This window comes from Marinobacter sp. SS5-14b (genome assembly GCF_030541005.1).
In the GTDB taxonomy this organism is placed as follows: domain Bacteria; phylum Pseudomonadota; class Gammaproteobacteria; order Pseudomonadales; family Oleiphilaceae; genus Marinobacter.
In genome coordinates this window covers 199,988-220,847 of the sequence record NZ_JASSVM010000006.1, presented here as the reverse complement: position 1 = coordinate 220,847, position 20,860 = coordinate 199,988, and the positions used below count along the sequence as shown (strand labels likewise).

24 protein-coding genes are annotated in these 20,860 nt (G+C 57.5%); 14 read left to right on the top strand and 10 right to left on the bottom strand.

Annotation, left to right across the window (positions count from 1 at the left end; translation table 11 throughout):
• Nucleotides 1-133: 133 nt before the first annotated feature.
• From QPL95_RS14550 to QPL95_RS14540, 3 genes are all read right to left on the bottom strand, one after another.
• The gene (locus tag QPL95_RS14550) at nucleotides 134-574 is read right to left on the bottom strand and encodes a hypothetical protein (protein WP_303291718.1); all 441 of its coding nucleotides are present in this window, start codon (nucleotides 572-574) and stop codon (nucleotides 134-136) included.
• Between the two features lie 82 nt (nucleotides 575-656).
• On the bottom strand, nucleotides 657-911 hold the full coding sequence (locus QPL95_RS14545) for a hypothetical protein (protein ID WP_303291717.1): 255 nt from the start codon (nucleotides 909-911) through the stop codon (nucleotides 657-659).
• 428 nt (nucleotides 912-1,339) lie between these two features.
• The gene (locus tag QPL95_RS14540; RefSeq protein ID WP_303291716.1) at nucleotides 1,340-1,810 is read right to left on the bottom strand and encodes a hypothetical protein; all 471 of its coding nucleotides are present in this window, start codon (nucleotides 1,808-1,810) and stop codon (nucleotides 1,340-1,342) included.
• A gap of 541 nt (nucleotides 1,811-2,351) precedes the next feature.
• On the opposite strand from QPL95_RS14540, the gene QPL95_RS14535 reads away from it, so the two are divergent.
• The 3 genes from QPL95_RS14535 to trpC are packed head-to-tail and all read left to right on the top strand — an operon-like array spanning nucleotide 2,352 to nucleotide 4,797.
• Entirely contained in the window at nucleotides 2,352-2,930 is a 579-nt protein-coding gene (locus tag QPL95_RS14535; RefSeq protein WP_303291715.1) for an aminodeoxychorismate/anthranilate synthase component II, read from the top strand.
• A gap of 17 nt (nucleotides 2,931-2,947) precedes the next feature.
• Complete coding sequence (trpD, locus tag QPL95_RS14530) at nucleotides 2,948-3,976, top strand: anthranilate phosphoribosyltransferase (protein ID WP_303291714.1); 1,029 nt, start codon at nucleotides 2,948-2,950, stop codon at nucleotides 3,974-3,976.
• An 8-nt stretch (nucleotides 3,977-3,984) separates the two neighbouring features.
• Nucleotides 3,985-4,797, top strand: a complete 813-nt coding sequence (trpC, locus tag QPL95_RS14525; protein WP_303291713.1) for an indole-3-glycerol phosphate synthase TrpC — start codon at nucleotides 3,985-3,987, stop codon at nucleotides 4,795-4,797.
• Here the strand turns inward: trpC and QPL95_RS14520 are convergent.
• A complete protein-coding gene (locus QPL95_RS14520; protein WP_303291712.1) occupies nucleotides 4,794-5,411 on the bottom strand; it encodes a DUF4202 domain-containing protein in 618 nt (205 codons plus the stop codon). The genes trpC and QPL95_RS14520 overlap by 4 nt on opposite strands.
• Before the next feature lie 120 nt (nucleotides 5,412-5,531).
• Here QPL95_RS14520 and QPL95_RS14515 point away from each other — a divergent pair, with 120 nt between their 5' ends.
• A complete protein-coding gene (locus QPL95_RS14515; protein WP_303291711.1) occupies nucleotides 5,532-6,644 on the top strand; it encodes a GGDEF domain-containing protein in 1,113 nt (370 codons plus the stop codon).
• Nucleotide 6,645: 1 nt separating this feature from the next.
• On the opposite strand, the gene QPL95_RS14510 is transcribed toward QPL95_RS14515, so the two are convergent.
• From QPL95_RS14510 to QPL95_RS14495, 4 genes are all read right to left on the bottom strand, one after another.
• A complete protein-coding gene (locus QPL95_RS14510; protein WP_303291710.1) occupies nucleotides 6,646-7,263 on the bottom strand; it encodes a glutathione S-transferase family protein in 618 nt (205 codons plus the stop codon).
• 77 nt (nucleotides 7,264-7,340) lie between these two features.
• Nucleotides 7,341-8,078, bottom strand: coding sequence for an alpha/beta fold hydrolase (locus tag QPL95_RS14505; RefSeq protein WP_303291709.1), 738 nt, complete (start codon nucleotides 8,076-8,078; stop codon nucleotides 7,341-7,343).
• A gap of 1 nt (nucleotide 8,079) precedes the next feature.
• Nucleotides 8,080-9,180, bottom strand: coding sequence for a M14 family zinc carboxypeptidase (locus QPL95_RS14500; protein ID WP_303291708.1), 1,101 nt, complete (start codon nucleotides 9,178-9,180; stop codon nucleotides 8,080-8,082).
• 113 nt (nucleotides 9,181-9,293) lie between these two features.
• Nucleotides 9,294-10,271, bottom strand: coding sequence for an META domain-containing protein (locus QPL95_RS14495; RefSeq protein ID WP_303291707.1), 978 nt, complete (start codon nucleotides 10,269-10,271; stop codon nucleotides 9,294-9,296).
• A 204-nt stretch (nucleotides 10,272-10,475) separates the two neighbouring features.
• On the opposite strand from QPL95_RS14495, the gene QPL95_RS14490 reads away from it, so the two are divergent.
• The 7 genes from QPL95_RS14490 (at nucleotide 10,476) to QPL95_RS14460 (ending at nucleotide 16,684) form a co-directional block, all read left to right on the top strand.
• Nucleotides 10,476-11,213, top strand: coding sequence for a glutathione S-transferase family protein (locus QPL95_RS14490; RefSeq protein WP_303291706.1), 738 nt, complete (start codon nucleotides 10,476-10,478; stop codon nucleotides 11,211-11,213).
• 108 nt (nucleotides 11,214-11,321) lie between these two features.
• Nucleotides 11,322-12,296, top strand: coding sequence for a sterol desaturase family protein (locus QPL95_RS14485; RefSeq protein WP_303291705.1), 975 nt, complete (start codon nucleotides 11,322-11,324; stop codon nucleotides 12,294-12,296).
• Nucleotides 12,262-13,194 (top strand): alpha/beta fold hydrolase, encoded by a 933-nt coding sequence (locus QPL95_RS14480; protein ID WP_303291704.1) that lies wholly within the window; start codon nucleotides 12,262-12,264, stop codon nucleotides 13,192-13,194. The genes QPL95_RS14485 and QPL95_RS14480 overlap by 35 nt, the downstream gene beginning before the upstream one ends.
• On the top strand, nucleotides 13,128-13,934 hold the full coding sequence (gene modA / locus QPL95_RS14475; RefSeq protein ID WP_303291703.1) for a molybdate ABC transporter substrate-binding protein: 807 nt from the start codon (nucleotides 13,128-13,130) through the stop codon (nucleotides 13,932-13,934). The genes QPL95_RS14480 and modA overlap by 67 nt, the downstream gene beginning before the upstream one ends.
• Nucleotides 13,935-13,949: 15 nt before the next feature.
• Nucleotides 13,950-14,627: a molybdate ABC transporter permease subunit gene (gene modB, locus QPL95_RS14470; protein WP_303291702.1), complete on the top strand. Its 678-nt coding sequence runs from the start codon at nucleotides 13,950-13,952 to the stop codon at nucleotides 14,625-14,627.
• A complete protein-coding gene (gene modC / locus QPL95_RS14465) occupies nucleotides 14,624-15,706 on the top strand; it encodes a molybdenum ABC transporter ATP-binding protein (RefSeq protein WP_303291701.1) in 1,083 nt (360 codons plus the stop codon). The genes modB and modC overlap by 4 nt, the downstream gene beginning before the upstream one ends.
• A 96-nt stretch (nucleotides 15,707-15,802) precedes the next feature.
• Nucleotides 15,803-16,684 (top strand): alpha/beta fold hydrolase, encoded by an 882-nt coding sequence (locus tag QPL95_RS14460; RefSeq protein ID WP_303291700.1) that lies wholly within the window; start codon nucleotides 15,803-15,805, stop codon nucleotides 16,682-16,684.
• 93 nt (nucleotides 16,685-16,777) lie between these two features.
• On the opposite strand, the gene crp is transcribed toward QPL95_RS14460, so the two are convergent.
• Nucleotides 16,778-17,419 (bottom strand): cAMP-activated global transcriptional regulator CRP, encoded by a 642-nt coding sequence (gene crp, locus QPL95_RS14455; protein ID WP_007153756.1) that lies wholly within the window; start codon nucleotides 17,417-17,419, stop codon nucleotides 16,778-16,780.
• Nucleotides 17,420-17,623: 204 nt separating this feature from the next.
• On the opposite strand from crp, the gene QPL95_RS14450 reads away from it, so the two are divergent.
• The 3 genes from QPL95_RS14450 (at nucleotide 17,624) to QPL95_RS14440 (ending at nucleotide 19,972) form a co-directional block, all read left to right on the top strand.
• Nucleotides 17,624-18,046, top strand: coding sequence for an OsmC family protein (locus QPL95_RS14450; RefSeq protein WP_303291699.1), 423 nt, complete (start codon nucleotides 17,624-17,626; stop codon nucleotides 18,044-18,046).
• Between the two features lie 142 nt (nucleotides 18,047-18,188).
• Nucleotides 18,189-18,980, top strand: a complete 792-nt coding sequence (gene speD, locus QPL95_RS14445) for an adenosylmethionine decarboxylase (RefSeq protein ID WP_303291698.1) — start codon at nucleotides 18,189-18,191, stop codon at nucleotides 18,978-18,980.
• A 134-nt stretch (nucleotides 18,981-19,114) separates the two neighbouring features.
• Entirely contained in the window at nucleotides 19,115-19,972 is an 858-nt protein-coding gene (locus QPL95_RS14440) for a pirin family protein (protein WP_303291697.1), read from the top strand.
• Nucleotides 19,973-19,975: 3 nt separating this feature from the next.
• On the opposite strand, the gene QPL95_RS14435 is transcribed toward QPL95_RS14440, so the two are convergent.
• A complete protein-coding gene (locus tag QPL95_RS14435; protein ID WP_303291696.1) occupies nucleotides 19,976-20,842 on the bottom strand; it encodes a phosphoribulokinase in 867 nt (288 codons plus the stop codon).
• Nucleotides 20,843-20,860: the final 18 nt, after the last annotated feature.

Sequence of the window (20,860 nt, the reverse complement as noted above, 5' to 3'; positions counted from 1 at the left end):
TTACGCTTCTTGGTCTGGTACTCGGCTTCGGAGAAGGTGATCTGATCCATGGTGGCAACGAATCCTGTGCAGTTGACGATGACCGTATTATCGCTGATTTTGAGACTTATTCAGAGCCTCCTTAATTCTTTTGTTATGAAAAAACCTCGGGTACAAGCGTCACTCCACGGATAAAAAGCCCTTTAACGACATCTGCCACTGCGGCTTTTGAACCACTTGCCAGCGCGCCTTTGGCCTCTTCTAAAACAGTTTGGTAAGGCGAATCCTGCACGGTTGGGGGTGCATACCCCAGCAAGGTTAGGCCTTTGAGGGTTAGACGCATTGAAAGCTTGCTGCTTTTTTCGGCTTTATTGCTGACTTCGATGAAGCCCTCTGTTTGTAGCCAGCTCACTGAGTTCTTGCTCAACTCCAATAGCTCCCACGCTTCATCAAAGGACTCGTCATCTTTCATGCTGATAGCTTCAAAACCCAATGCTCGGGCGTCTACTTGCTCATAGTTGGGAAAACACTCGAATAGCCTCACAAGCAGATGAAGGGTGATCTGATTGAAAATCTCGAAATTCGTTTTATCCATGAATGCATCCCTTCATTTCATAACGACAGCGCCCAACGGCGCTCTTGTAATTAATGCACCTTATTTGTGATTTCGCCTGACCTTACTGATTATGTTTCTCACGATCTCGACGCTGGTGCTCACCGTGCTCAATATCGAACTCTAAATCATCGACTTTTCTATCAACCGCCGCCGCCAATTTATAGACCAAAGCCTCTATCCTTTTGCGTTGCACCACGGAGTTGATTTCAACAACAATCAATACAGCCGCTAGCACAACTGTGAGAGTCCATGAGATGTCAACGACTCCGACAAGCTTCAAAAGAACAAGCGCGACTATGCTAATTTCGATAATCATAGGTATCTCGAGTAAAAGTCATAACGCTGAGCTTAGCGGCGCCCTTGTAATGGAGGCGAAGCCGCAATGTAAAGGGCGTCCGGCGGCCATCGGCCGCGTACTACAGCGACTGGTTAAATGCCGGTTACCCGGTGTTTTATCTTGGCACCCAATGCTGAATGCCGACTCCACGACAGCTTGTACCAGCCTGACCCATTGCGCCAGGAACCAGAACACCGAGTGGGCGGAAACCATCAGATGGTTACGCCGGATTGCCCCGCGACCTGAACTCCAAATTACCCGCCGAAACCGTTGCCAGACGGAGGGCTGTTTTCTGCCTACTGGCAACCACCAAATTTGCGGCCACACACCCAACCAAAGAACACCGGAGCAAGGCCTTTAACGCCAAGCGAAGCGGCGGCTGAAAGCCGTCCGCCTTACGCGCCTTGTTACGAGAGCGGCTTCCACTCGTGCTCACGCAGCCGTACTTTGCTCTCGGAAAGTTCTTGCTCAAGAGCCTCCGCTTTACTCACCAGTTGCTCCAGTTCCTCGAATTCAATCACTTCATCTTCTTTCTTTTCTGAGGCAATCGCCTCAATGAACTCTTCCTGTTCGTCAAAGAGGCAAAGGACAAGCGGGTTATGAGCTACAGCATTACGCCTCTTTGCAAGCGCTTTGGCTTTCTTCAGGTTTTTTACGAATGCTTCGATCTTATCCTCGGGTGAATCTTGCTCTCTTGCCAGATCAATGACCAAATCAACCCTTTGAGCAAACCCCATGTTCATGACGTGCTTGTATACGGGAGACTTGAGCCATTCTTTGAGGCAGTGCAACGTTAGCCCCTCCATAGCCGCAAAAGCTATCAATAGTCGACCGACCAACGTAGCCCACTTATGGTCGAGATCTACGATCCGTGCCATGGTGCTCCCTTACTCGTAACAGTGAATTCTACGAACGAATTCGTATATCTCGCGTTCGTATAACTCCAATCCAAACGCTCCCAAAAAATCTAGTTTATACATTCAAAAACAAATAGATAACTGCGACTCACCACGGCTACCGCCGGAGTTATACGCCCTGTTTCAAGCCACCCCCTGCTCACGCCGAGGGGCGTATAACTCCGCCCCACCCTTGCCCTCTTTCCAACCTTATCAGAAGGTTACCAATATTCCTCATGCATTTTTCGGACTTTTGCGAACGCGTTCGTATAACTCCGGTCCGCCGGGTAGCCGGGCAAGGTCGTGGGCGATGGCCGCTAAACTGCCTTGGTTTATGGGTTGCCTTTAGGGCTGATCACATTTCACCCCGGCAACCCGATATTGTACCCGGGACGGCTGGCTGCAATAATCCACAGTCTGTTTGCGCCAAATCACTGGCAATGTTCGCTGTAAACATGTTTTGTGAACAACACCGCCCGCATGGCGAAGAACTCCACTGCTAGAACACACGGTCACGATCGCTATGCTGCTGATGATTGATAACTACGATTCCTTTACCTACAACATCGTTCAGTACCTCGCGGAGCTGGGTACCGATGTGCAGGTGTACCGGAACGATGAAATCACCCTTGAGGAAATTGAGGCTCTGAAGCCGGAGCGGCTGGTGGTCTCCCCTGGCCCATGCACGCCCAATGAGGCGGGCATTTCCGTAGAGGCCATCCGGTATTTCGCTGGCAAGCTGCCCATTCTCGGCATTTGCCTTGGCCACCAGGCTATCGGGCAAGTCTTCGGTGGCGACATCATTCGTGCCGGCCGGGTGATGCATGGCAAGGTTTCCCCGGTTTATCACAAAGACACAGGTGTGTTCCGGGGGTTGAACAATCCGCTGCAGGCCACCCGTTACCACAGCCTGGTGATCGATCAGAAAACGCTGCCTGACTGCTTGGAAGTCACCGCCTGGACCCGAAATGAAGACGGCTCCATTGAAGAAATCATGGGCGTTCGGCACAAAACCCTGCCTATCGAAGGCGTTCAGTTCCACCCCGAGTCCATCATGACCGAGCAGGGTCACGAGCTGCTGCGCAACTTCCTGAGATCATAACAAGAGGCCATTCCGCCATGGACATGAAACAAGCACTCAGCCGCATTGCGGGCAACCTGGATTTGTCCCGCGAGGAAATGAAGGATGTGATGCGCATCGTCATGAATGGCGAGGCCACCGATGCGCAGATTGGCGCGTTTCTGATGGGGCTTCGCCTGAAAAGTGAAACCATTGACGAAATCACCGGTGCCACGGAAGTCATGCGGGAGCTGGCTACCAAAGTCAGCATCAATGCGGAGCCGCTGGTCGACATCGTGGGCACCGGTGGCGACGGCGCCAACCTCTTTAATGTGTCGTCTGCGGCCTCGTTTGTGGTGGCGGCTGCGGGCGGTTTTGTGGCCAAGCATGGTAACCGCGGTGTGTCGTCCAAAAGTGGCAGCGCAGACCTGATCGAGAAAGCCGGTGTGAACCTCAACATGTCACCGGAACAGGTTGCCCGCTGCGTAGAGCAGATTGGCGTCGGTTTCATGTTCGCCCCGGCCCACCACGGTGCCATGAAGCACGCCATCGGCCCGCGCAGGGAGCTGGGCTGCCGCACCATTTTCAATATCCTGGGGCCCATGACCAACCCGGCAGGCGTTAAACGCCAGTTGATCGGCGTGTTCACCAAAACGCTGTGCCGGCCCATGGCCGAAGTGATGCAGCGACTGGGAGCCGAACACATCATGGTGGTGTGTTCCAAAGACGGGCTGGATGAAATCAGCCTGGCCACGGTGACGCACGTCGCCGAGCTGAAGGACGGCGAGATTACCGAATACGATATTACGCCGGAAGATCTGGGGGTAAAAAGCGAATCTCTGGTCGGCCTGACGGTCGACTCTTCCGAGGAATCTCTGAAGCTGATCCGGGCCGCGTTCGGCCGTCAGCACGATGAGACTACGGAAAAGGCCCGAGACATGATTGCCCTGAACGCCGGCGCTGCCATTTACATTGCGGGCCTTGCTGCGAACCCTAAAGCCGGGGTGGAAATGGCGCTGGATGCCATGGGCTCCGGCCTGGCGGCCGGAAAAATGTCCGAACTCGCTGATTTCTCCCACTGTTTCTGAGGCCGCAGATGACTGACAGGCATAACGACCGCACGCCCACCATTCTGCGCAAGATTGTCGCCCGCAAGTGGCAGGAAATCGAAGAACGTCAACCGGTAAGATCGCTTGCCGATCTCAAAGCCATGGCCGGTGACCAGCCCCCTGCCCGGGGCTTCGCCGATGCACTCAGGGCGCGCATTGAAAAGCGCACCCCTGCGGTGATTGCCGAGATCAAAAAGGCATCGCCCAGCAAGGGCATCCTGCGGGACCCGTTCGAGCCTGAAGTGATCGCGGAAAGCTACGAGAAAGGTGGCGCGGCGTGCCTGTCGGTACTCACCGACAAGGACTTCTTCCACGGCCACGAAGATTACCTGAAAGCCGCCAGAGCGGCCTGCAGCCTGCCGGTAATCCGCAAGGACTTCATGGTCGCGCCTTACCAGGTGTATGAAAGCCGGGCTATCGGGGCCGACTGTATCTTGCTGATTGCCGCCTGCCTGACCAAAGACCAGATGCAGGAACTCGAGGGCATTGCCCATGAGGTCGGGCTGGATGTCCTGGTGGAAGTGCACGACGGTGAGGAGATGGACGACGCCCTGACCCTGAGCACCCCGCTGGTGGGCATCAACAACCGTAACCTGCACAACTTTGAGGTCTCCCTGGAGACCACATTTAACCTGCATCAACGCATCGGCGCCGACCGGCTCACCATCACCGAAAGCGGGATCATGACCCGCGCCGATGTGGAGGCCATGACCAGCCGTGGCATTTACGGTTTCCTGGTGGGCGAGTCGTTCATGCGGGCGCCGGAGCCTGGAGAAAAGCTACAGGAGCTGTTCTTCTAGTCGGCCAACGCCTCCTGCAACAGCGCCAGCAAATGCGGAGGCAGGTCCCCGGCCAGTTTCAGCGCCGCCTCGTGCCCACGGGGCGTCATCTTGCCCCAGGTGCGGCGTACAATGTGCAACCATTTCTCTTTGTCGTAATCGGGGTTGTCGTCAAAGAACTGCGCAAGGTAACGCTCGAGGAACACCATGCAGGCCACGTCTTCCAACAGCTGGGTGTCGGGGTCCTGTCTCAGCTCCCGCTTGGTCAGAATGGTCTCCACCCGGTCACATTCATCCTGTGGGTAACCGCTCTCGGCCATGATCTCCGCAGCCCGGCGACCATGCATGCGGCCACAAGCCTGGCGCCACTGGTAATAGTTCTGTTTGCCTTCACCAAACTCACTGCGAGGCATGGTCCAGCGCTCAATGTGCTGGGCCCTGCAGGCAATCTGCATACGCTCGGAAGGTTCTGGCTCCAGCTCAAACAACCAGCGTGTCATGTGCAAACTATAGGCATACTCCCGAGGTAGCGCCTCGCCGTTCACATCCTCCCTGTTCGGGTCGGCCTGGTTGGCCTGATCCACAGCCTCAAGGGCCTGCGCCAGTCTTGCCTTTTCCGTCATACCTGAATCCATTTTAACCCCTGTACCCTTCCGACCCTACAAAGAGGTAATCCAATTACCCTATAGAAGCCCGATGGACAATTGTTGATAATTGCAATAAATCAAAAGCACACCCTTGCTGGGAGCCCACCCATGACTGCAGCCCGGAGCCGTATTCCGGAGAAGTGGCAGCTCGCCTTCGAAGCCTATCAGGAGCGAATGGAATCCGGCCTGGTCTTCGGGGGTGCCTGGCTGTTGTTGGTCACCGTCTCCCTGTACCACGTCTCACACACCCACTTTCATATTCACAGAAGCGATCTCAGCCAGGCCGAGCTGATACTACGACTACCCCTTATCGCCTCAATTCTATTGGCCCTGCTCTTCCACTGGACCGGCTTACCCCGCTGGCCTGCCCGATATTTTCTCAGGCTGATGGGGCTGAGCCTCAGCGGCCTGGCACTTTCATTACTGTTCCTTTTCACCAAGCACGAACCCATTATGGTGAACCAGGTGTCAGACGCCATGACCATCGCCTTTTTCGGTTCGACGGTACTCTCCCTCCGCAGCTTCAGGGAATGGCTGTTGATCGTGGCGCTGCCCGTGGCCGTTTTTGGCATCGCGGCCGGTATTGCCGGCCTGCCAAAGCTGACGCTGTTCGCCGTTTTTATCGGGCCGGCATTGATCATGTTTGTCACCTGCATTCTGATGGCCTTTGCTCGCACAGTGGCCCGTGAAGGCTTCATCGCCCGCGAAAGCCTGAGCGAAATGGCCACAACAGACCCGCTGACAACTCTGCTTAACCGCAGAGCCTTCATGCCCTTGGTGCAGCAAGAGCGGGCGCGTGCTCAACGCTCCCAGGTGCCTTTCAGCGTTATACTGGCCGACCTGGATAAATTCAAGCGAGTCAACGACACCTGGGGCCACGAAGCTGGCGACACCGTACTTCAGAAAACGGCCGAATTACTCAATGACTGCCTTCGTCGGCAGGATGCTCTGTGCCGATGGGGCGGCGAGGAATTTTTAATCCTGCTTCCGGAAACCGATGCCGAGGGGGCGATGAAGGTAGCGGAGAAGTGTCGGTTTCACATGCAGGAGCTTCCAATACCACTGAGCAACACCTCCATTACCCAGACCATCAGTCTGGGTGTGGCCACGTCTGATGGTTCGGAAGATATTGATCGTCTGGTCAGCCGGGCCGACTCAGCCCTGTATCTTGCCAAGGAGTATGGCCGGAACCGGGCCGAGCTGGCCGGTCCCGGCCAATAGATCAGGCCTGGGCCGAGGGCCGGGCCTTGATACGGTCATACCAGGCCTGCAGATTGGCGTGCTCCGGCTTGATACGAATGTTCACCACCCGGGCAAACGCCACTGTGGTGAAGGCATTGATATCCGCTGCGGTGAACTTGTCGCAGCAGATGTAGTCCCTATCTTCCAGCTGCTTATTCAGGAAGTGCATGAACTTCTCAACGCCCTGCCCACACTCCTCGCCCCATTCCTTGATCGGGTTCATGCGGTCTTTGAAATAACCCGTAGTGTGCTGGAAACACATGCCGGTCGGCATGAAGAAGTAAAATTCGATCCAGCGCAGCCACTGCTCAACCTGGGCTTTTTCAAGGGCATTGTCACCCAGCAACTTCGGGGTATCCGGATAGCTTTCTTCGAAGAACCGGCAAATCGCCATGGTTTCAGCGATACAAGTGCCGTCATCCAACTCCATCACCGGCACTTTTTTCATCGGGTTAAGGGCGACAAATTCCGGAGTCAGGTTTTCACCCTTTTCAATATCAACCTGCACAAATTCGGCTTTGTCGGTCAGGCCCTTCTCGGCCAGAAACATGCGCACACGACGCGGATTGGGGGCACTTTTCGTTTCGAAGATTTTCATATTGTTGTTGGCTCCGCAGGAAATGGGTTTAAGCAGGCCTGAGAGTGACCGCAAAAAACGGTTGCGTCAAGCAACTGTTAACGGCCAGGCAACCAGTCTTTAAGCTGGCGAATCAACCACTCCGGATCATCCAACGGCAGGTCATGGCCGGCATCCGGGTGCAGCTTGAGGGTCCAGCACCAACGCCGTTCAAACTCTGCGCTGCAGCGCCAGTTCACAATTCGGTCAGCCTTGCTCGCCAGTATCAGAGCATCCGGCATGGGCCGCTTTGGCTTTGGTTTGTAACGGGCGGCAGCCAACAGCTGGGCCGCGGCATTGCTCGGTGAAACGGGCCGCTGGCGCTGAATGCTGTACCAGGCTTTACACACACTCAGGGGTACTTCGCGGTTGGAGGTGAGCGCCAGGATGTCCCGCTCGCGGTGAAACAGCTCGCGGCGGGCCAGCAGGCGAAGAATGCGGGGCCAGGCGCCAGGCTTCATTCGGTGCCAGGACGGGCTGAAACCAGAGCTGCTGTTAATCAGCACCAGGCTCTGCAATTCGCCCGGAGCGGCGTGCTGTGCCCAGTCGAGAGCCACCATTCCACCCATGGAGAGCGCCAGGATGCTGAACGGTCGGGGAATATGGCGCACCTGTTCACACACTTTCTGGCGGATGTCGGCAACAGTCCGGGGACTGGGTTCCAGAAAATGCACACCGGTTCCGGGCAGGTCGACAGTATGGAATTGGTGATCCGGAAACTCGGCGCGCAACCGTTCGGGAAAATCACCCCAGTGGGCGTGTTCCCGGGTCAGACCCCTGAGCAGAATCCAGTGCATGTCATCGGGTATCCCTGTACCAGTGCATGATGGCGGCTTCTCTGAGCATGGACTCCTCATCCTGCGAAGGCAACCAGTTCCGGTGGCTGGCCGCCGCGTTGAGCAGGAAGTCCATCCAGGTCAGATGGCTGCGTAGTACCCGCTGATGCCGGTGAGGCACCAGAGGGTTAAAAAAACCATCCAGCCGAAGCAGCTGACGGGGGCGTTTGCGTATCCAGCGCCAGGAACCCATTTCCAGGGTCAGTGGCAGGAACACGCCCTGGTTTTCCCGGTTAACCTGTTTGTAGAAGTAGTCCCACAGATCGCCGTGGGTCAGGTAATGCGCGGATTGCGGTTCAAAATGGTAACTGTGGTTCGGGTAGGCTTTCTCCCAGATCAGTTTCAGTGCCATCACGGAACCGATGCGACGCATCGGGCGGCGGCGATAGGCGTAGGGAAACCAGATCTGGTCCTGCCAGCCAAAACCGGAATGGCAATCCAGCGCTACGCTGAAAGGACGCCCTGGCAACAGCTCCTGGATAACGGACTCCAGAACGAGGTTTTCCGCCTCCATGCCCTGCTCTGGATCACCGGTGTACCAGGGCAAGCGAGCCGAAAAGCGCTGCCCCCCAAGCAGAAATGCACTGCGGTCCTGGGCGGTGATGGGGGCGTTACGCATCAAGTCCACGCCGTTGGGGTTGCTGCGCTGATTCAGGTACATGCCGCCCGGGTTCAGGATGGGCAACACGGTGATGTGCACTTTTTGCAGTAACGCCGCCAGGTGGCCATCCCAACCCAGCCTTGCCAGCAAAGACTCCAGCCAGGCGGTCACCACCTGACTGCCAATACGTTCCAGGCCATGAACACCGCCAACCATCAACAGCACCGGAACATCCGGACGAGCGGAGCCAAGATCCACCCGGTAGATAGGCAGATCCATGTCCTGCACCGAGGCGCGGCCGGCCACGGTGGTCTGAACAAATTCCGGCGCTTCAGCCAGTTGCCTCTCAAGCTGGACCAGTTCGGGCAAAAAAGTGCGAAGCAGGCGCTTCTGGCGGCGATCCCGGCCAGACTGCTCAGCCGGGATCGAACTGTGCGGAGTGAGTGCCCGTAGCTCTGTCATGGAGAGTTCCCTGAAAACACCAAAGGCGAACTCTAGCAGCCGAATGCTGCAGAAAATTGACAGTGCGCAGGGCCCTCAGAAAACCCTTGGTATCGCCTGAGGGCCATTTCGCGTCAGGGGTTTTCGGTATCGGATTTGAAGGCCTTGATGGTGTCGCCGGATGGCGTTTGCAGCAACAACTCGCCATGGCGACCAATCCGGCCGGAGACCACTTCAGACATCAGCTTCAGGAACCTCTGCTCCTGATTCATCAGCGATTCGTGGCAGGCCATCATGGTCGTTCCCAGCGCATCGAAGGAAAGCCCTTCGCCGGTCAATTTATAACCACCCATAAAACGGTTGCAGGAGGCACGGCCAGCCACCCGGTTATCGCCGAAAAAGCGAATGGTCATCAGCGAGCGATCAATAATGCCCTTGCCGGCCAGGTCCTCGACCACCCACTGTGCGCCCTGAAGCAGGCGCTGACGGTCGCCACCGCAGCCGTCAAAGGTGTTGCCATCAATCGTCAGGCGAACCTGCGCCGGGTACTGGGCTCCGGCCATGGCATCCTCACACAGCTGGTGGGCAACCGTTACTTCGAACACCTGCTCGTCTACTTTAGCCTCATAGGCGCGGCCATGACGGTTAGCAACGGTTTCCCGCAGCCAGATGCCTTCCGTAACCGATTGATCATACGGGCGGGTCACGGTCATGCGGTTATTATCAATGTGAGCAGACCAGTCGGGCTCTGTACCAAGCGCCCGGAAAGACGACTCAATCGCACCGGGCTCCAGGCATTCCGGCAGGATGTCGCCTTTAAGGGTCAGCGTGGCTCGCTCCCCTTTGGCCCAGAACCGGGTGCTGGTATCGCCCGGCGCCACATACAACTCACCGGAATCGGTAGCGGAGGGTTTTAACAAAGCACGACGGTTCAGATACTCGATGCCCAGCAAGCCACTATCCTGCAGCCCGGTTACCGTGAGATCGAGCTGCCCACAGCGGTAAACGCCGTATTCCGACAAGCTGTTACTCTTTGGATTGGAAGCACAGGCGGACACCATCAGGCCGGCAACCACCACGACGGAAAACGAAAGCACTCGTCGCAAATACATGAACACGTCCTCTGTTGTTCGAGACTACAGAACGCTAGTTTAGTGATTCCCGCTCCGATTAACCATGATTCCCGCCACAGGAATAGAACTGCGTCTACGATCTTCGAGCAAGGACGAACTCAGTCGTCGACCCGGGAGCGCGAACTTGGGAATTGACTGATTTACAGGTTAATCTTGTGCGAAACCCTGTCCGGAAGGCTGTTCATGACCGTCAAACTCTATCAGTTCTGCATTTCTCATTATGCCGAGAAAGTCCGCTGGGCCCTGGATTACAAGGGCATCAACTACCAACCCGTCAACCTGCTGCCGGGCCAGCACGTCAAGTCCATTCGAGCGCTGACCAAAGCAGAATCCTCGGTGCCGGTCCTGGACCACGACGGCCAGATCATCCAGGGCTCGGCGCAGATTCTGGATTACCTGGATCAGGCCTTTCCCGAGCGGCCACTGGCGCCGGAGTCACCGGACGCCCGCGAACAGGTCCTGGCCTGGGAGAAGAAACTGGATGACCTGGCCGGCCCGGCGATCCGAACCTGGATCTATCACTATTTTTTGCAGCGCCCAAAAGTGGTGATCCCGCTGCTGGCCGCCGGCACTCCATTTTACAACCGGATCATTCTCAGCCTGGCCTTCAGCCGGGTGGATGAAATCATGCGCAAGTGGATGAAGATCAACCAGGCGACGGCCGATACGGCTCAGCAAGCCCTGGAAACATTGCTTGCGGAACTGGCTGAAGCCTACCGCCAGCAACCCTACCTGGTGGGCGACCAGTTTTCCCGTGCGGATCTCACTGCTGGCGCTCTAATGGCTCCGCTGTTTCAGCCCCCCCAGTATCCGGTGCCCTGGCCCAAACCGGTAAAGATACCCAAACCGGTACAAGCCATGCTGGCACAGTGGCAGGACGATATCGCTCCAATCGCCGAGATCTACCGCAACAACCGCTAACCGGAACGTTTGTCGTAAAGCGCCAGTCCCGTTGGCGGAATAGGACATCGACGAATACGCGTGTTGTGCCATGATAAAACCCGAACAATAACCACAACGGGTTTTATTATGGCGCTGATCGACATGATGCAGGCTGTGCTCGAGAACAGCGGCCTGCTGGCTCTCTGGGAGTCGCTTGCCCCCTGGCTGGCGCTGGACGAAAGACAGTTGATTTTCATGGTGGCCACTCCGATATTCGTCGCCGTGACGGTGTGGGAATATCTGAAGATTCGCCACAATCCAAAGCTGATGGATACCCGGGAAGCCATCCGCAACTTCGCCCTGGGTGCGGGCTACCAGGTCACCGAGCTGTTGTTTGCCGGCCTGATCGCGTTTCCGGTTTATGCCCTGTGTTACCACTACCGCTTGTTCGATATCGAGTTGAACGCGCTCACCGCGGCCCTCACCTTCCTCGGGGTCGATTTCTGTTTCTACTGGATGCACCGGGCCAGCCATCGCATGCGCTGGTTCTGGGCGGCCCACGTAGTTCACCATTCGTCCGAACGCATGAATTTCTCCACCGCCATGCGTCAGAATGCCACCAACATATTCAACGGCATGTGGATTTTTTATCTGCCCATGGCATTGCTGGGGTTCAATCCGGTATGGATTGGCGTGGCCTACGCCTTTTCACTGGTGTACCAGTTTTTCATCCACACCACGCTGATTGGCCGGCTGCCGGGCTGGATCGAGCAGGTGTTCAACACGCCAAGCCACCATCGGGCTCACCACGGGCGCAACCCACAATACATCGACCGCAACTATGGCGGCACGCTGATCATCTGGGATCGCCTGTTCGGCACCTTCGTACCGGAAAGTGATGAGAATCCGCCGGAGTACGGCATTACCCGCCAGGTCTACTCCACCAATCTGATTGTGCTCTGGACACACGAATATGTGGACATGTTCCGTGACATGAGCCGGCCGGGCAGACTAATCTCCCGACTCAAGCATTTATGGAAACCGCCGGAGTGGCAACGCCCGGTCACCAAGGAGCCGGCCAGACACCGTGAACCAGCACACCCTGAACCTGACCACCGATGACGGCCACCGCATTACCGGCACCCTGTTTCGGCCCGCCATTCCGGTAGCCTGCCTGGTCATCAGCCATGGCATGGCCGAGCACGGCGACCGCTACGCCGCCCTGGCGCGCTGGTTGACCGATCGCAACGTAGCCGTGATCACCTACCACCACAGGGGCCACGGCCCCGATTGCGCCCGAGGAGATCTCGGCCATTACGCGGATAACGGTGGCTGGGCAAAGGTGGTGGCGGATCTGGGCCTGGTGGTGGCTCACGCCCGCCAAACGTTCCCCGGCATGCCGGTCAGTCTGCTGGGCCACAGCATGGGCTCGTTCATTGCCCAGTGTTACGCACAACAGCATGGCAACACCCTGGACACCTTGATCCTGAGCGCCACCAACCGTGTTCACCGCCCGGAGCTCACAGCCTCCCGGCTGCTCATCGGCTTGATACGCCTGATTCGCGGCAAGCGCCACCGGAGCAAACTGATTGCCAACCTCACCTTCCGCAAATTCAACCGGCAGTTTCAACCCAATCGAACCGACTGCGACTGGCTGAGCCGGGACGAGCAACAAGTGGATCGCTATATTGCCGATCCAGCCTGCGGATTCGAATGCTCGGCCGGGCTGTGGCATGATTTCGTCAAGGGCATGCTTTCAATCAATCCCGCTGTTTGGCGCAAAGAACTACCGGTGCATCTGTTTGCGGGTACCGAAGACGCCGTCGGAGAGATGGGCAAAGGCATACGCCAGCATTTCCAGACCATTCGTGAATCGGGCATCCACAAAGTCACTCTCCGGCTTTTTGAGCGTGGGCGACACGAAATGCTGAACGAACTGAACGCCGAGGATGTATGGCAACACCTGCTGCAGTGTATTCCCGTGCACGAACCCGCCTGCGCCGAGCCGTTACCGGCCTGATCACCGCCGGTCTGGTACTGGGCATCAGCCCGGTACGGGCCGAAATCACCACCCTGGCGGTCGCGGCCAATTTCACTGGCACCATGGCCAGGCTCGTGCCGGCCTTCGAGCAACAAACCGGGCATCAGGTTCGCGTCAGTTACGGCTCTACCGGAAAGCTCTATGCGCAGATTCACCAGGGCGCACCCTTTGATGCCTTCATGGCCGCCGACGATGAACGCCCTCAGCTTCTTGAACAGCATGGGCTGGCTGTGACCGGCACACGGCTCCCCTACGCCGAAGGCCGGCTGGTGCTCTGGAGCCGCAACAGCCATCTGTTTATCGACGGCATAAGCTACCTGCAGAGCACACCTCAGCGCCTGGCCATCGGCAACCCGAAAACAGCACCCTACGGCATTGCCGCCATGGAGGTGTTGGAAAACCTCGGGCTGGCTGAAACGCTCAAGCCGATACTGGTCAGTGGCGACTCCATCGCCCAGACCTTCCAGTTTATTGCAACCGGCAATGCCGAGGCGGGCTTTGTCGCGTTGGCACAAGTACACGCCTGGAAGGGTGCGAAGGGTTCACTCTGGCAGGTGCCCGCAACGCTGCACCAACCGATCAGTCAGCACGCCATTCTGCTCAAGCGGGGCGAGGAAAACCCGGCCACCCGGGCATGGCTCAATTTCCTGATAACAAGCAAAGCACAGGCGATCATTCGAGAAGACGGGTACGATATCCCGCATCAGCCCAACCACTGAACTGGCGGAGACCCCATGAGCCCGGAATGGCAGACCATCTGGCTGACGCTGAAACTGGCAGGCGCCACCACAGTGCTGCTGTTGCTTGTCGGTACGCCCATTGCCTGGTGGCTGGCCCGCACCCAACACTGGTTACGCCAGCCTATTGCCGCGATTGTTGCCTTGCCGCTGGTTCTTCCGCCCACGGTATTGGGCTTTTACCTGCTGATCTTGATGGGGCCGGATGGCATGGTGGGCCAACTGACCCAAAACCTCGGCCTGGGCCTGCTGCCTTTTACCTTTGAAGGGCTGGTGGTGGCCTCGGTTATCTATTCCCTGCCATTTACCGTGCAGCCGTTGCAGAACGCCTTCCTGACCATCAACGAAAACCTGCTGGAAGCCGCCGCTACACTGCGGGCCTCGCCCCGGGATCGATTCTTTTCGATCGTCATCCCCCTGGCACGTCCGGGCTTTCTGACCGCCTCGGTGCTGAGCTTTGCTCACACCGTGGGCGAGTTTGGTGTGGTGCTGATGATTGGCGGCAATATTCCCGGCGAAACCAAGGTGCTGTCGGTGGCGATTTTCGATCATGTGGAAGCGCTGGAGTACAGCCAGGCGCACTGGCTATCTGCCGCGATGCTCGCCTTTTCCTTTGTGGTACTGGTCAGCCTGTACACACTGAACGGCCGATTTCAGCCGGGGGTGGTCAAATGAGCACACCCGCCGGTATTCAGGCAAGCTTCGTTTGCCGTTTCGAGGCATTCACGCTGGACGTGGATCTGGACCTGCCCGCGTCGGGCATTACCGGAATTTTCGGCCACTCCGGCTGTGGCAAAACCACCCTGTTGCGCTGCATTGCCGGGCTTCAGGCCGCGCATGGCCAGCTGACAGTGCTGGGCGAGCACTGGCAAACCGACGGCGATAGCCGTCCCGTGCATCAGCGGTCACTGGCCTATGTGTTTCAGGATACCTGCCTGTTCCCCCACCTCTCGGTACGCAAGAACCTGCTGTACGGCTACCGGCGGGTACCTGCGAATCAGCGACGAATACACCCGGATCAGGTTCATGACTGGCTCGGGCTATGGCCGCTACTGGACCGGATGCCAGCTCGGCTATCCGGGGGTGAGCGCCAGCGTGTCGCCATTGGCCGGGCACTGCTGACCAGCCCCAGCCTGCTTCTGATGGATGAACCGCTCTCAGCCCTGGACCAGCAAAGCAAACAGGAGATTCTGCCCTACCTGGAGCGTTTGCGAGACAACCTGGCGATGCCCGTACTCTATGTGTCCCACTCCACCAGCGAAATCGGCCGGCTGGCCGATCATATCGTGATGATGGCACACGGCCGGGTAGTGGCTCAGGGCCCCTTGCAGGAAACCCTCGCCCGCACCGACCACCCTTTCGGTCTCGAAGAACACGCCGGCGTGATCCTGAAAGGCACCGTTGCCGAGCTGGATACCCAGTGGCGCCTGTGTCGAATCGAATTTGATGGCGGCGAACTCTGGTTACGCCAGCATGATCACCTGACCGTTGGCATGGCGGTTCGGGTGCAGGTGCTCGCCCGGGACATCAGCATTGCACTCGATGAAAACCGTGACCAGAGTATTCAGAACCTACTGCCTGCGACTGTTGATCAAATCGCAAGCGAAGTTACCCCCGGCACCAGCCTGGTCCGATTGCTGGCCGGAGCCACACCTTTTTTGGCCCGATTGACCGCTCGTTCGGTTGAGCAGCTCCGGCTCAGCCCCGGACAGCGGGTGTGGCTGCAGATCAAATCCGTGGCCCTGGCAGATTGACCCTGGCGGCGGCACCGGCGCCTCTTTTTGGCCACAGGCCCCATCCCCCGCACTGGTTAACCTTGGCGGACTCAACACCCAAAGGTTGCGATGAACGTGAGTACAAAACAGGAATACCGGGTCACCAGTGGCGGCCTGACACTGCACGCTATTGCCCAGGGCAATCCGGAGGCTACCCCTCTGGTTCTGGTGCACGGCTATCCGGATAACCACACCGTATGGGACAAGGTGGCCGAAAAGCTGGAGCAGGACTATCGGATAATCCGCTACGACGTTCGCGGTGCCGGCCGGTCCGACAAGCCGGCCAGAACCCGCGACTACCGAATGGCCCTGCTGGCGCAGGATCTCGAGGCAGTGGTGAATGCCCTGATTCCCGGCCGCCCGTTTCACCTGGTTGCCCACGATTGGGGCGCCATTCAGAGCTGGGAAACCGTCACCACCGGAGCACTTGATGGCCGCATCCGCTCCTACACGTCCATATCCGGGCCCTGCCTGGATCATGTGGGCTATTGGCTTCGGGAGCGAATTGCCCAACCTCGCTCTGGTGGCACCACCAAGGTTCTGCGACAGGTTGCCAGTTCCTGGTACGTTATGATGTTTCAGATCCCTTTACTCCCGGAAGCCCTCTGGAGCGCGGGGCTCGACCGGCTGTGGCCGGGCTTTCTCAGAAAGTATGAACAAATTGATGATGCAGCCTTCAGCCCACTTCAGAAGGCGGATGGCCGTCATGGGGTAAAGCTGTACCGAGCCAATTTTCTTCCCAAACTGTTGCGCCCGGAGCCCCGCAAGGCCGCTTGCCCGGTGCAGGTTATTCTGCCCACCCGGGACAGCTATGTTGGCCCTCAACTGGCTGAAAACCTGTCGCGCTGGACCGGCAAGCTGACTCTGCAAGAAGTCGATGCACCCCACTGGGCGCCCTTGAGCAACCCCGGCGTCATCAGCCAGTCCGTGCGGGAGTTTGTGCAAGCTCACGCCTGAGTTTGCCAGGCTTATAACGAGAAAAGCCGCTGGCAGTCAGCGGCTTTTCTCTTCAAGGGTATCGCTTAGCACTATGGCTGAAAACCGCCGGAGTCAGCGGGTACCATAAACCACCATTGTTTTGCCTTTGACCCGCACCAGACCCTGATCTTCAAGGGTTTTCAGCACCCGGCCCACCATTTCCCGGGAGCAGCCGACGATACGGCCGATTTCCTGACGGGTAATCTTGATCTGCATGCCATCCGGGTGCGTCATGGCATCCGGTTCTTTGCACAGATCCAGCAGCGTGCGCGCCACCCGGCCGGTGACGTCGAGGAACGCCAGGTCACCCACTTTACGGGTCGTTTGACGCAAGCGCGACGCCATTTGTTCGCCAATAAAATACAACACCCGTGGGTCCTGCTGGGCAATTTCCCGGAACTTGGTGTAGCTGATCTCGGCCACTTCGCACTCGGTTTTGGCTTTTACCCAGGCGCTGCGCGAATCCATGTTGTCGAACAGCCCCATCTCGCCGAAGAAATCGCCGGCATTCAGGTAGGCCATGATCATCTCGCGGCCGTCATCGTCTTCAATAATGACGGTTACCGATCCCTTTACGATGTAGAACAGGGAGTCGCTTTTATCACCCGCATAGATAATGGTGCTCTTGGCCGGATACCGCCGGCGGTGGCATTGGGAAAGAAAGTAATCCAGATGTTTGGTCTTCTGCTCAACCGGCTTGACGATGGTAGCCATAATGCGAGACATGCCTCCTCAGAGTATTGCGAATCCTGATCTTTTTATATCCCCGCTTTTCCCTGCAGGTTAGGGATTTTACTGATATGCCACGCAACTTATAACAAGAAGGCCACATTTGGGCAACTCGAATGCAGAGGCAGGCCTTTCGGACAGTCTGTGCTAGCATCCGCTTTCACGACTGATTGACAGAGGAATAACCCGATGAAAGCAACCGTAGACTGGACCGGCAACGCCAGCTTTAAAGCCACCAGCGGCAGCGGCCACAGCGTTCAGCTGGACGGCCCACCGGACCACGGTGGTGAAAACCTGGGCCCCCGCCCCATGGAACTGTTGCTGATGGGTGTAGGCGGCTGTTCCTCTTTTGATGTGATGAGCATTCTGAAAAAAAGCCGGCAAGATGTCACCGCCTGCCATGCCGAACTGGAAGCCGAGCGTGCGGATGAAGTCCCGGCCGTATTCACCCGCATTCACCTGCACTTTGTGGTCACCGGCCGCAACCTGAAAGAAAAACAGGTGGAGCGGGCCGTAAGCCTGTCGGCGGATAAATATTGTTCCGCCTCAATCATGCTGGGCAAAGCGGGCGTCGCGATCACCCACAGCTTTGAGATCCGGGAATCCGAGTAATCGCCAGACCTTACAGCCACTGGTTGCCAGCCTGAAGATAGCCATGCCCAAAAATGTGGTTATTGACACTATTCAATGCCACATGCGGTATGCATAATACGCAACTTTCTCTGCTGGTCTGCGCAAAAGGTGAACAATTATTATGGAAACCAAACTTCAGCTGCACGGTTTCAACAACCTGACCAAATCTCTGAGCTTCAATATCTACGACATCTGTTACGCGCAGACTGAAGAACAACGTGAAGCCTATATCGACTACATCGACGAGATGTACAACGCCGAACGTCTGACACAAATTCTGACAGACGTTGTGAAGATCATCGGCGCCAACATTCTCAACATCGCCCGCCAGGACTACGAGCCCCATGGTGCATCGGTCACCATGCTGATTGCCGAGCACGACGTCACCGACGGCGAAGCCGATAACGAAGAGTCTCCGGGCCCGCTGCCAGACACCATCGTAGCGCATCTGGACAAGAGCCACGTGACGGTTCACACCTACCCGGAAAGCCACCCCCACGACGGCGTGAGCACCTTCCGTGCCGATATCGACGTGTCCACCTGCGGCCTGATCTCGCCATTGAAGGTACTGAACTACCTGATCCACAGCTTTGATTCCGATGTCGTGACCGTCGACTACCGTGTGCGCGGTTTCACCCGCGACGTTGATGGCACCAAGCACTACATTGATCACGACATCAACTCGATTCAGAACTACCTGACCGAAGACACCCAGAACGCCTATCAGATGATCGACGTCAACGTGTATCAGGAGAACCTGTTCCACACCAAGATGATGCTGAAGGATTTCAATCTGGACAATTATGTATTCGGCGTGAACGCTAACGAGCTGGATCCGGTCGAAGCCCAGTCCATTGAAGATCGGCTGCGCCGGGAGATGCTGGAAATCTTCTATTCCCGCAACGTGGAATAAGCCTTTCGGGCGGCTGCCAGCAAAGGTTGCCGCCCGTTCTTCAGTTTTTTTGATCCCTCCCCCCAGAATTCTGCGTTTTCATCCTCAGGGCCACCCCGGTTTAATAGAGTCAATTGAAACCGAGAGGACGACCCATGACACTTCGCACCCTGAAACAGACCATTCCCGCGCTGGCCACCTCTGACGGTGCCGGTGTCAAAATCAAACGCTCACTGGGCCAGCGCCAATCCATTCGCATGGACCCATTCCTGATGCTCGACGAGTTCGGCTCTGACCAGGCGCAGGATTACATTGCCGGCTTCCCCAGCCATCCGCACCGGGGCTTCGAGACGGTCACCTACATGATCGAAGGCCACATGCTGCACGAAGACCACCTGGGCAATCGTGGCAACCTGCGCAACGGCGGCGTGCAGTGGATGACCGCAGGCCGCGGCATTGTGCACTCCGAAATGCCCCAGCAGGAATCCGGGCTGATGCGCGGGTTTCAGTTGTGGCTGAACCTGCCGGCAGCCGAAAAGATGAAGCCGGCCGGTTATCAGGACATCCAGCCAGAAGACATTCCGGTGCTCAGCCAGGCGGGTGCGATGATCAAACTGATTGCCGGGGAAATGACCGTTAACGGTGCCGGGGTGACGGGAGCCATCAACGGCGGCACCACGCAGCCCCTGTATGCCGATGTTCACCTGGAGGCCGGAGCACAAGTTGCCCTGCCGGTACCGGAACAGCTCAACGCCATGCTGTATCTATATGAGGGTACCGCCAGCCTGCTCACCGGCGATGACCAAACAGCGCTGCAGCCTTCGGCCGCCAGCGTGCTGAATCAGGGCGATGAAGTCATGCTGAGCGCTGGCGATCAGGGTGCCCGGCTGCTGTTGATCGCGGGCAAACCAATTGGCGAGCCCATCGTCCAGTACGGCCCGTTTGTGATGAACACCCGGGAAGAGATCGAGCAGACCCTGCGGGACTACCAGACCGGCCAACTCACCGCCTGAGGCTCAGGCGAAGGCCTTACCTGCCATCAGCCTCTGCACCATGGGCCGCACGATCAGGTCCATGGCCAGGGGCATTTTGGTGCCGGGGATCACCAGCGTGTCGTGGCGTGACAGACTGCTCTGGGGGATCACCTGCAGCAGCCAGGCAAAATCCACCTCGGCCGCTTCACGAAAGTGAATCACCACCAGGCTTTCATCTTCGCTCGGCACATCCCTCGCGATAAACGGGTTGGAGGTATCCACCAGAGGAATGCGCTGAAAGTTGATGTGGGTGTGGGAGAACTGGGGCACGATATCGTGCACATAGTCGTCCATCCGATTGATGATGGTCTGCACGACCGCATCAGGGCTGTACCCGCGCTGATTGGTGTCCCGGTGGATTTTCTGAATCCATTCCAGATTGACGATGGGCACCACGCCGATCAACAAGTCTACGTAGTGCGCGATGTTGTAGTTGTCGCTGACCACCCCGCCATGCAGTCCTTCGTAAAACAGCAGGTCGGTATCCGGTGGCAGGGAGCTCCAGGGTGTGAAGGTGCCGGGTTTGTGGCCTGCAGCCACCAGCTCCCGGTCTTCATCGTGAACATACTGCCGGTACCGGCCATTGCCGGTGTGGCTGTAGTCGTAAAGCAGCGCTTCCAGGCGGTCAATGTGATTGGCCGCCAGCGCAAAATGGTTGCGTTCGCCGAACTGGCCTTTCGCCGCCAGCCTGGCCATTTGCTCACGGGTATAGCGGTGAAAACTGTCACCGCTGATCATGGCGGCGGTGATGCCCTCGCTGGCAAACAGGCGGCCGAAAATCTGGCCAGTGGTGCTGGTACCGGCTCCCGATGACCCGGTAACGGCAATAATTGGATGGCGCTTGGACATAAAACCAGAATCCCCGGG

Excerpts from the sequence above, each read along its gene's own strand:
- QPL95_RS14550 (WP_303291718.1), bottom strand. The coding sequence starts at position 574 with ATGGATAAAACGAATTTCGAGATTTTCAATCAGATCACCCTTCATCTG.
- QPL95_RS14545 (WP_303291717.1), bottom strand. The coding sequence starts at position 911 with ATGATTATCGAAATTAGCATAGTCGCGCTTGTTCTTTTGAAGCTTGTC.
- QPL95_RS14540 (WP_303291716.1), bottom strand. The coding sequence starts at position 1,810 with ATGGCACGGATCGTAGATCTCGACCATAAGTGGGCTACGTTGGTCGGT.
- QPL95_RS14535 (WP_303291715.1), top strand. The coding sequence starts at position 2,352 with ATGCTGCTGATGATTGATAACTACGATTCCTTTACCTACAACATCGTT.
- trpD (WP_303291714.1), top strand. The coding sequence starts at position 2,948 with ATGGACATGAAACAAGCACTCAGCCGCATTGCGGGCAACCTGGATTTG.
- trpC (WP_303291713.1), top strand. The coding sequence starts at position 3,985 with ATGACTGACAGGCATAACGACCGCACGCCCACCATTCTGCGCAAGATT.
- QPL95_RS14520 (WP_303291712.1), bottom strand. The coding sequence starts at position 5,411 with ATGGATTCAGGTATGACGGAAAAGGCAAGACTGGCGCAGGCCCTTGAG.
- QPL95_RS14515 (WP_303291711.1), top strand. The coding sequence starts at position 5,532 with ATGACTGCAGCCCGGAGCCGTATTCCGGAGAAGTGGCAGCTCGCCTTC.
- QPL95_RS14510 (WP_303291710.1), bottom strand. The coding sequence starts at position 7,263 with ATGAAAATCTTCGAAACGAAAAGTGCCCCCAATCCGCGTCGTGTGCGC.
- QPL95_RS14505 (WP_303291709.1), bottom strand. The coding sequence starts at position 8,078 with ATGCACTGGATTCTGCTCAGGGGTCTGACCCGGGAACACGCCCACTGG.
- QPL95_RS14500 (WP_303291708.1), bottom strand. The coding sequence starts at position 9,180 with ATGACAGAGCTACGGGCACTCACTCCGCACAGTTCGATCCCGGCTGAG.
- QPL95_RS14495 (WP_303291707.1), bottom strand. The coding sequence starts at position 10,271 with ATGTATTTGCGACGAGTGCTTTCGTTTTCCGTCGTGGTGGTTGCCGGC.
- QPL95_RS14490 (WP_303291706.1), top strand. The coding sequence starts at position 10,476 with ATGACCGTCAAACTCTATCAGTTCTGCATTTCTCATTATGCCGAGAAA.
- QPL95_RS14485 (WP_303291705.1), top strand. The coding sequence starts at position 11,322 with ATGGCGCTGATCGACATGATGCAGGCTGTGCTCGAGAACAGCGGCCTG.
- modA (WP_303291703.1), top strand. The coding sequence starts at position 13,128 with ATGGCAACACCTGCTGCAGTGTATTCCCGTGCACGAACCCGCCTGCGC.
- modB (WP_303291702.1), top strand. The coding sequence starts at position 13,950 with ATGAGCCCGGAATGGCAGACCATCTGGCTGACGCTGAAACTGGCAGGC.
- modC (WP_303291701.1), top strand. The coding sequence starts at position 14,624 with ATGAGCACACCCGCCGGTATTCAGGCAAGCTTCGTTTGCCGTTTCGAG.
- crp (WP_007153756.1), bottom strand. The coding sequence starts at position 17,419 with ATGGCTACCATCGTCAAGCCGGTTGAGCAGAAGACCAAACATCTGGAT.
- QPL95_RS14450 (WP_303291699.1), top strand. The coding sequence starts at position 17,624 with ATGAAAGCAACCGTAGACTGGACCGGCAACGCCAGCTTTAAAGCCACC.
- speD (WP_303291698.1), top strand. The coding sequence starts at position 18,189 with ATGGAAACCAAACTTCAGCTGCACGGTTTCAACAACCTGACCAAATCT.
- QPL95_RS14440 (WP_303291697.1), top strand. The coding sequence starts at position 19,115 with ATGACACTTCGCACCCTGAAACAGACCATTCCCGCGCTGGCCACCTCT.
- QPL95_RS14435 (WP_303291696.1), bottom strand. The coding sequence starts at position 20,842 with ATGTCCAAGCGCCATCCAATTATTGCCGTTACCGGGTCATCGGGAGCC.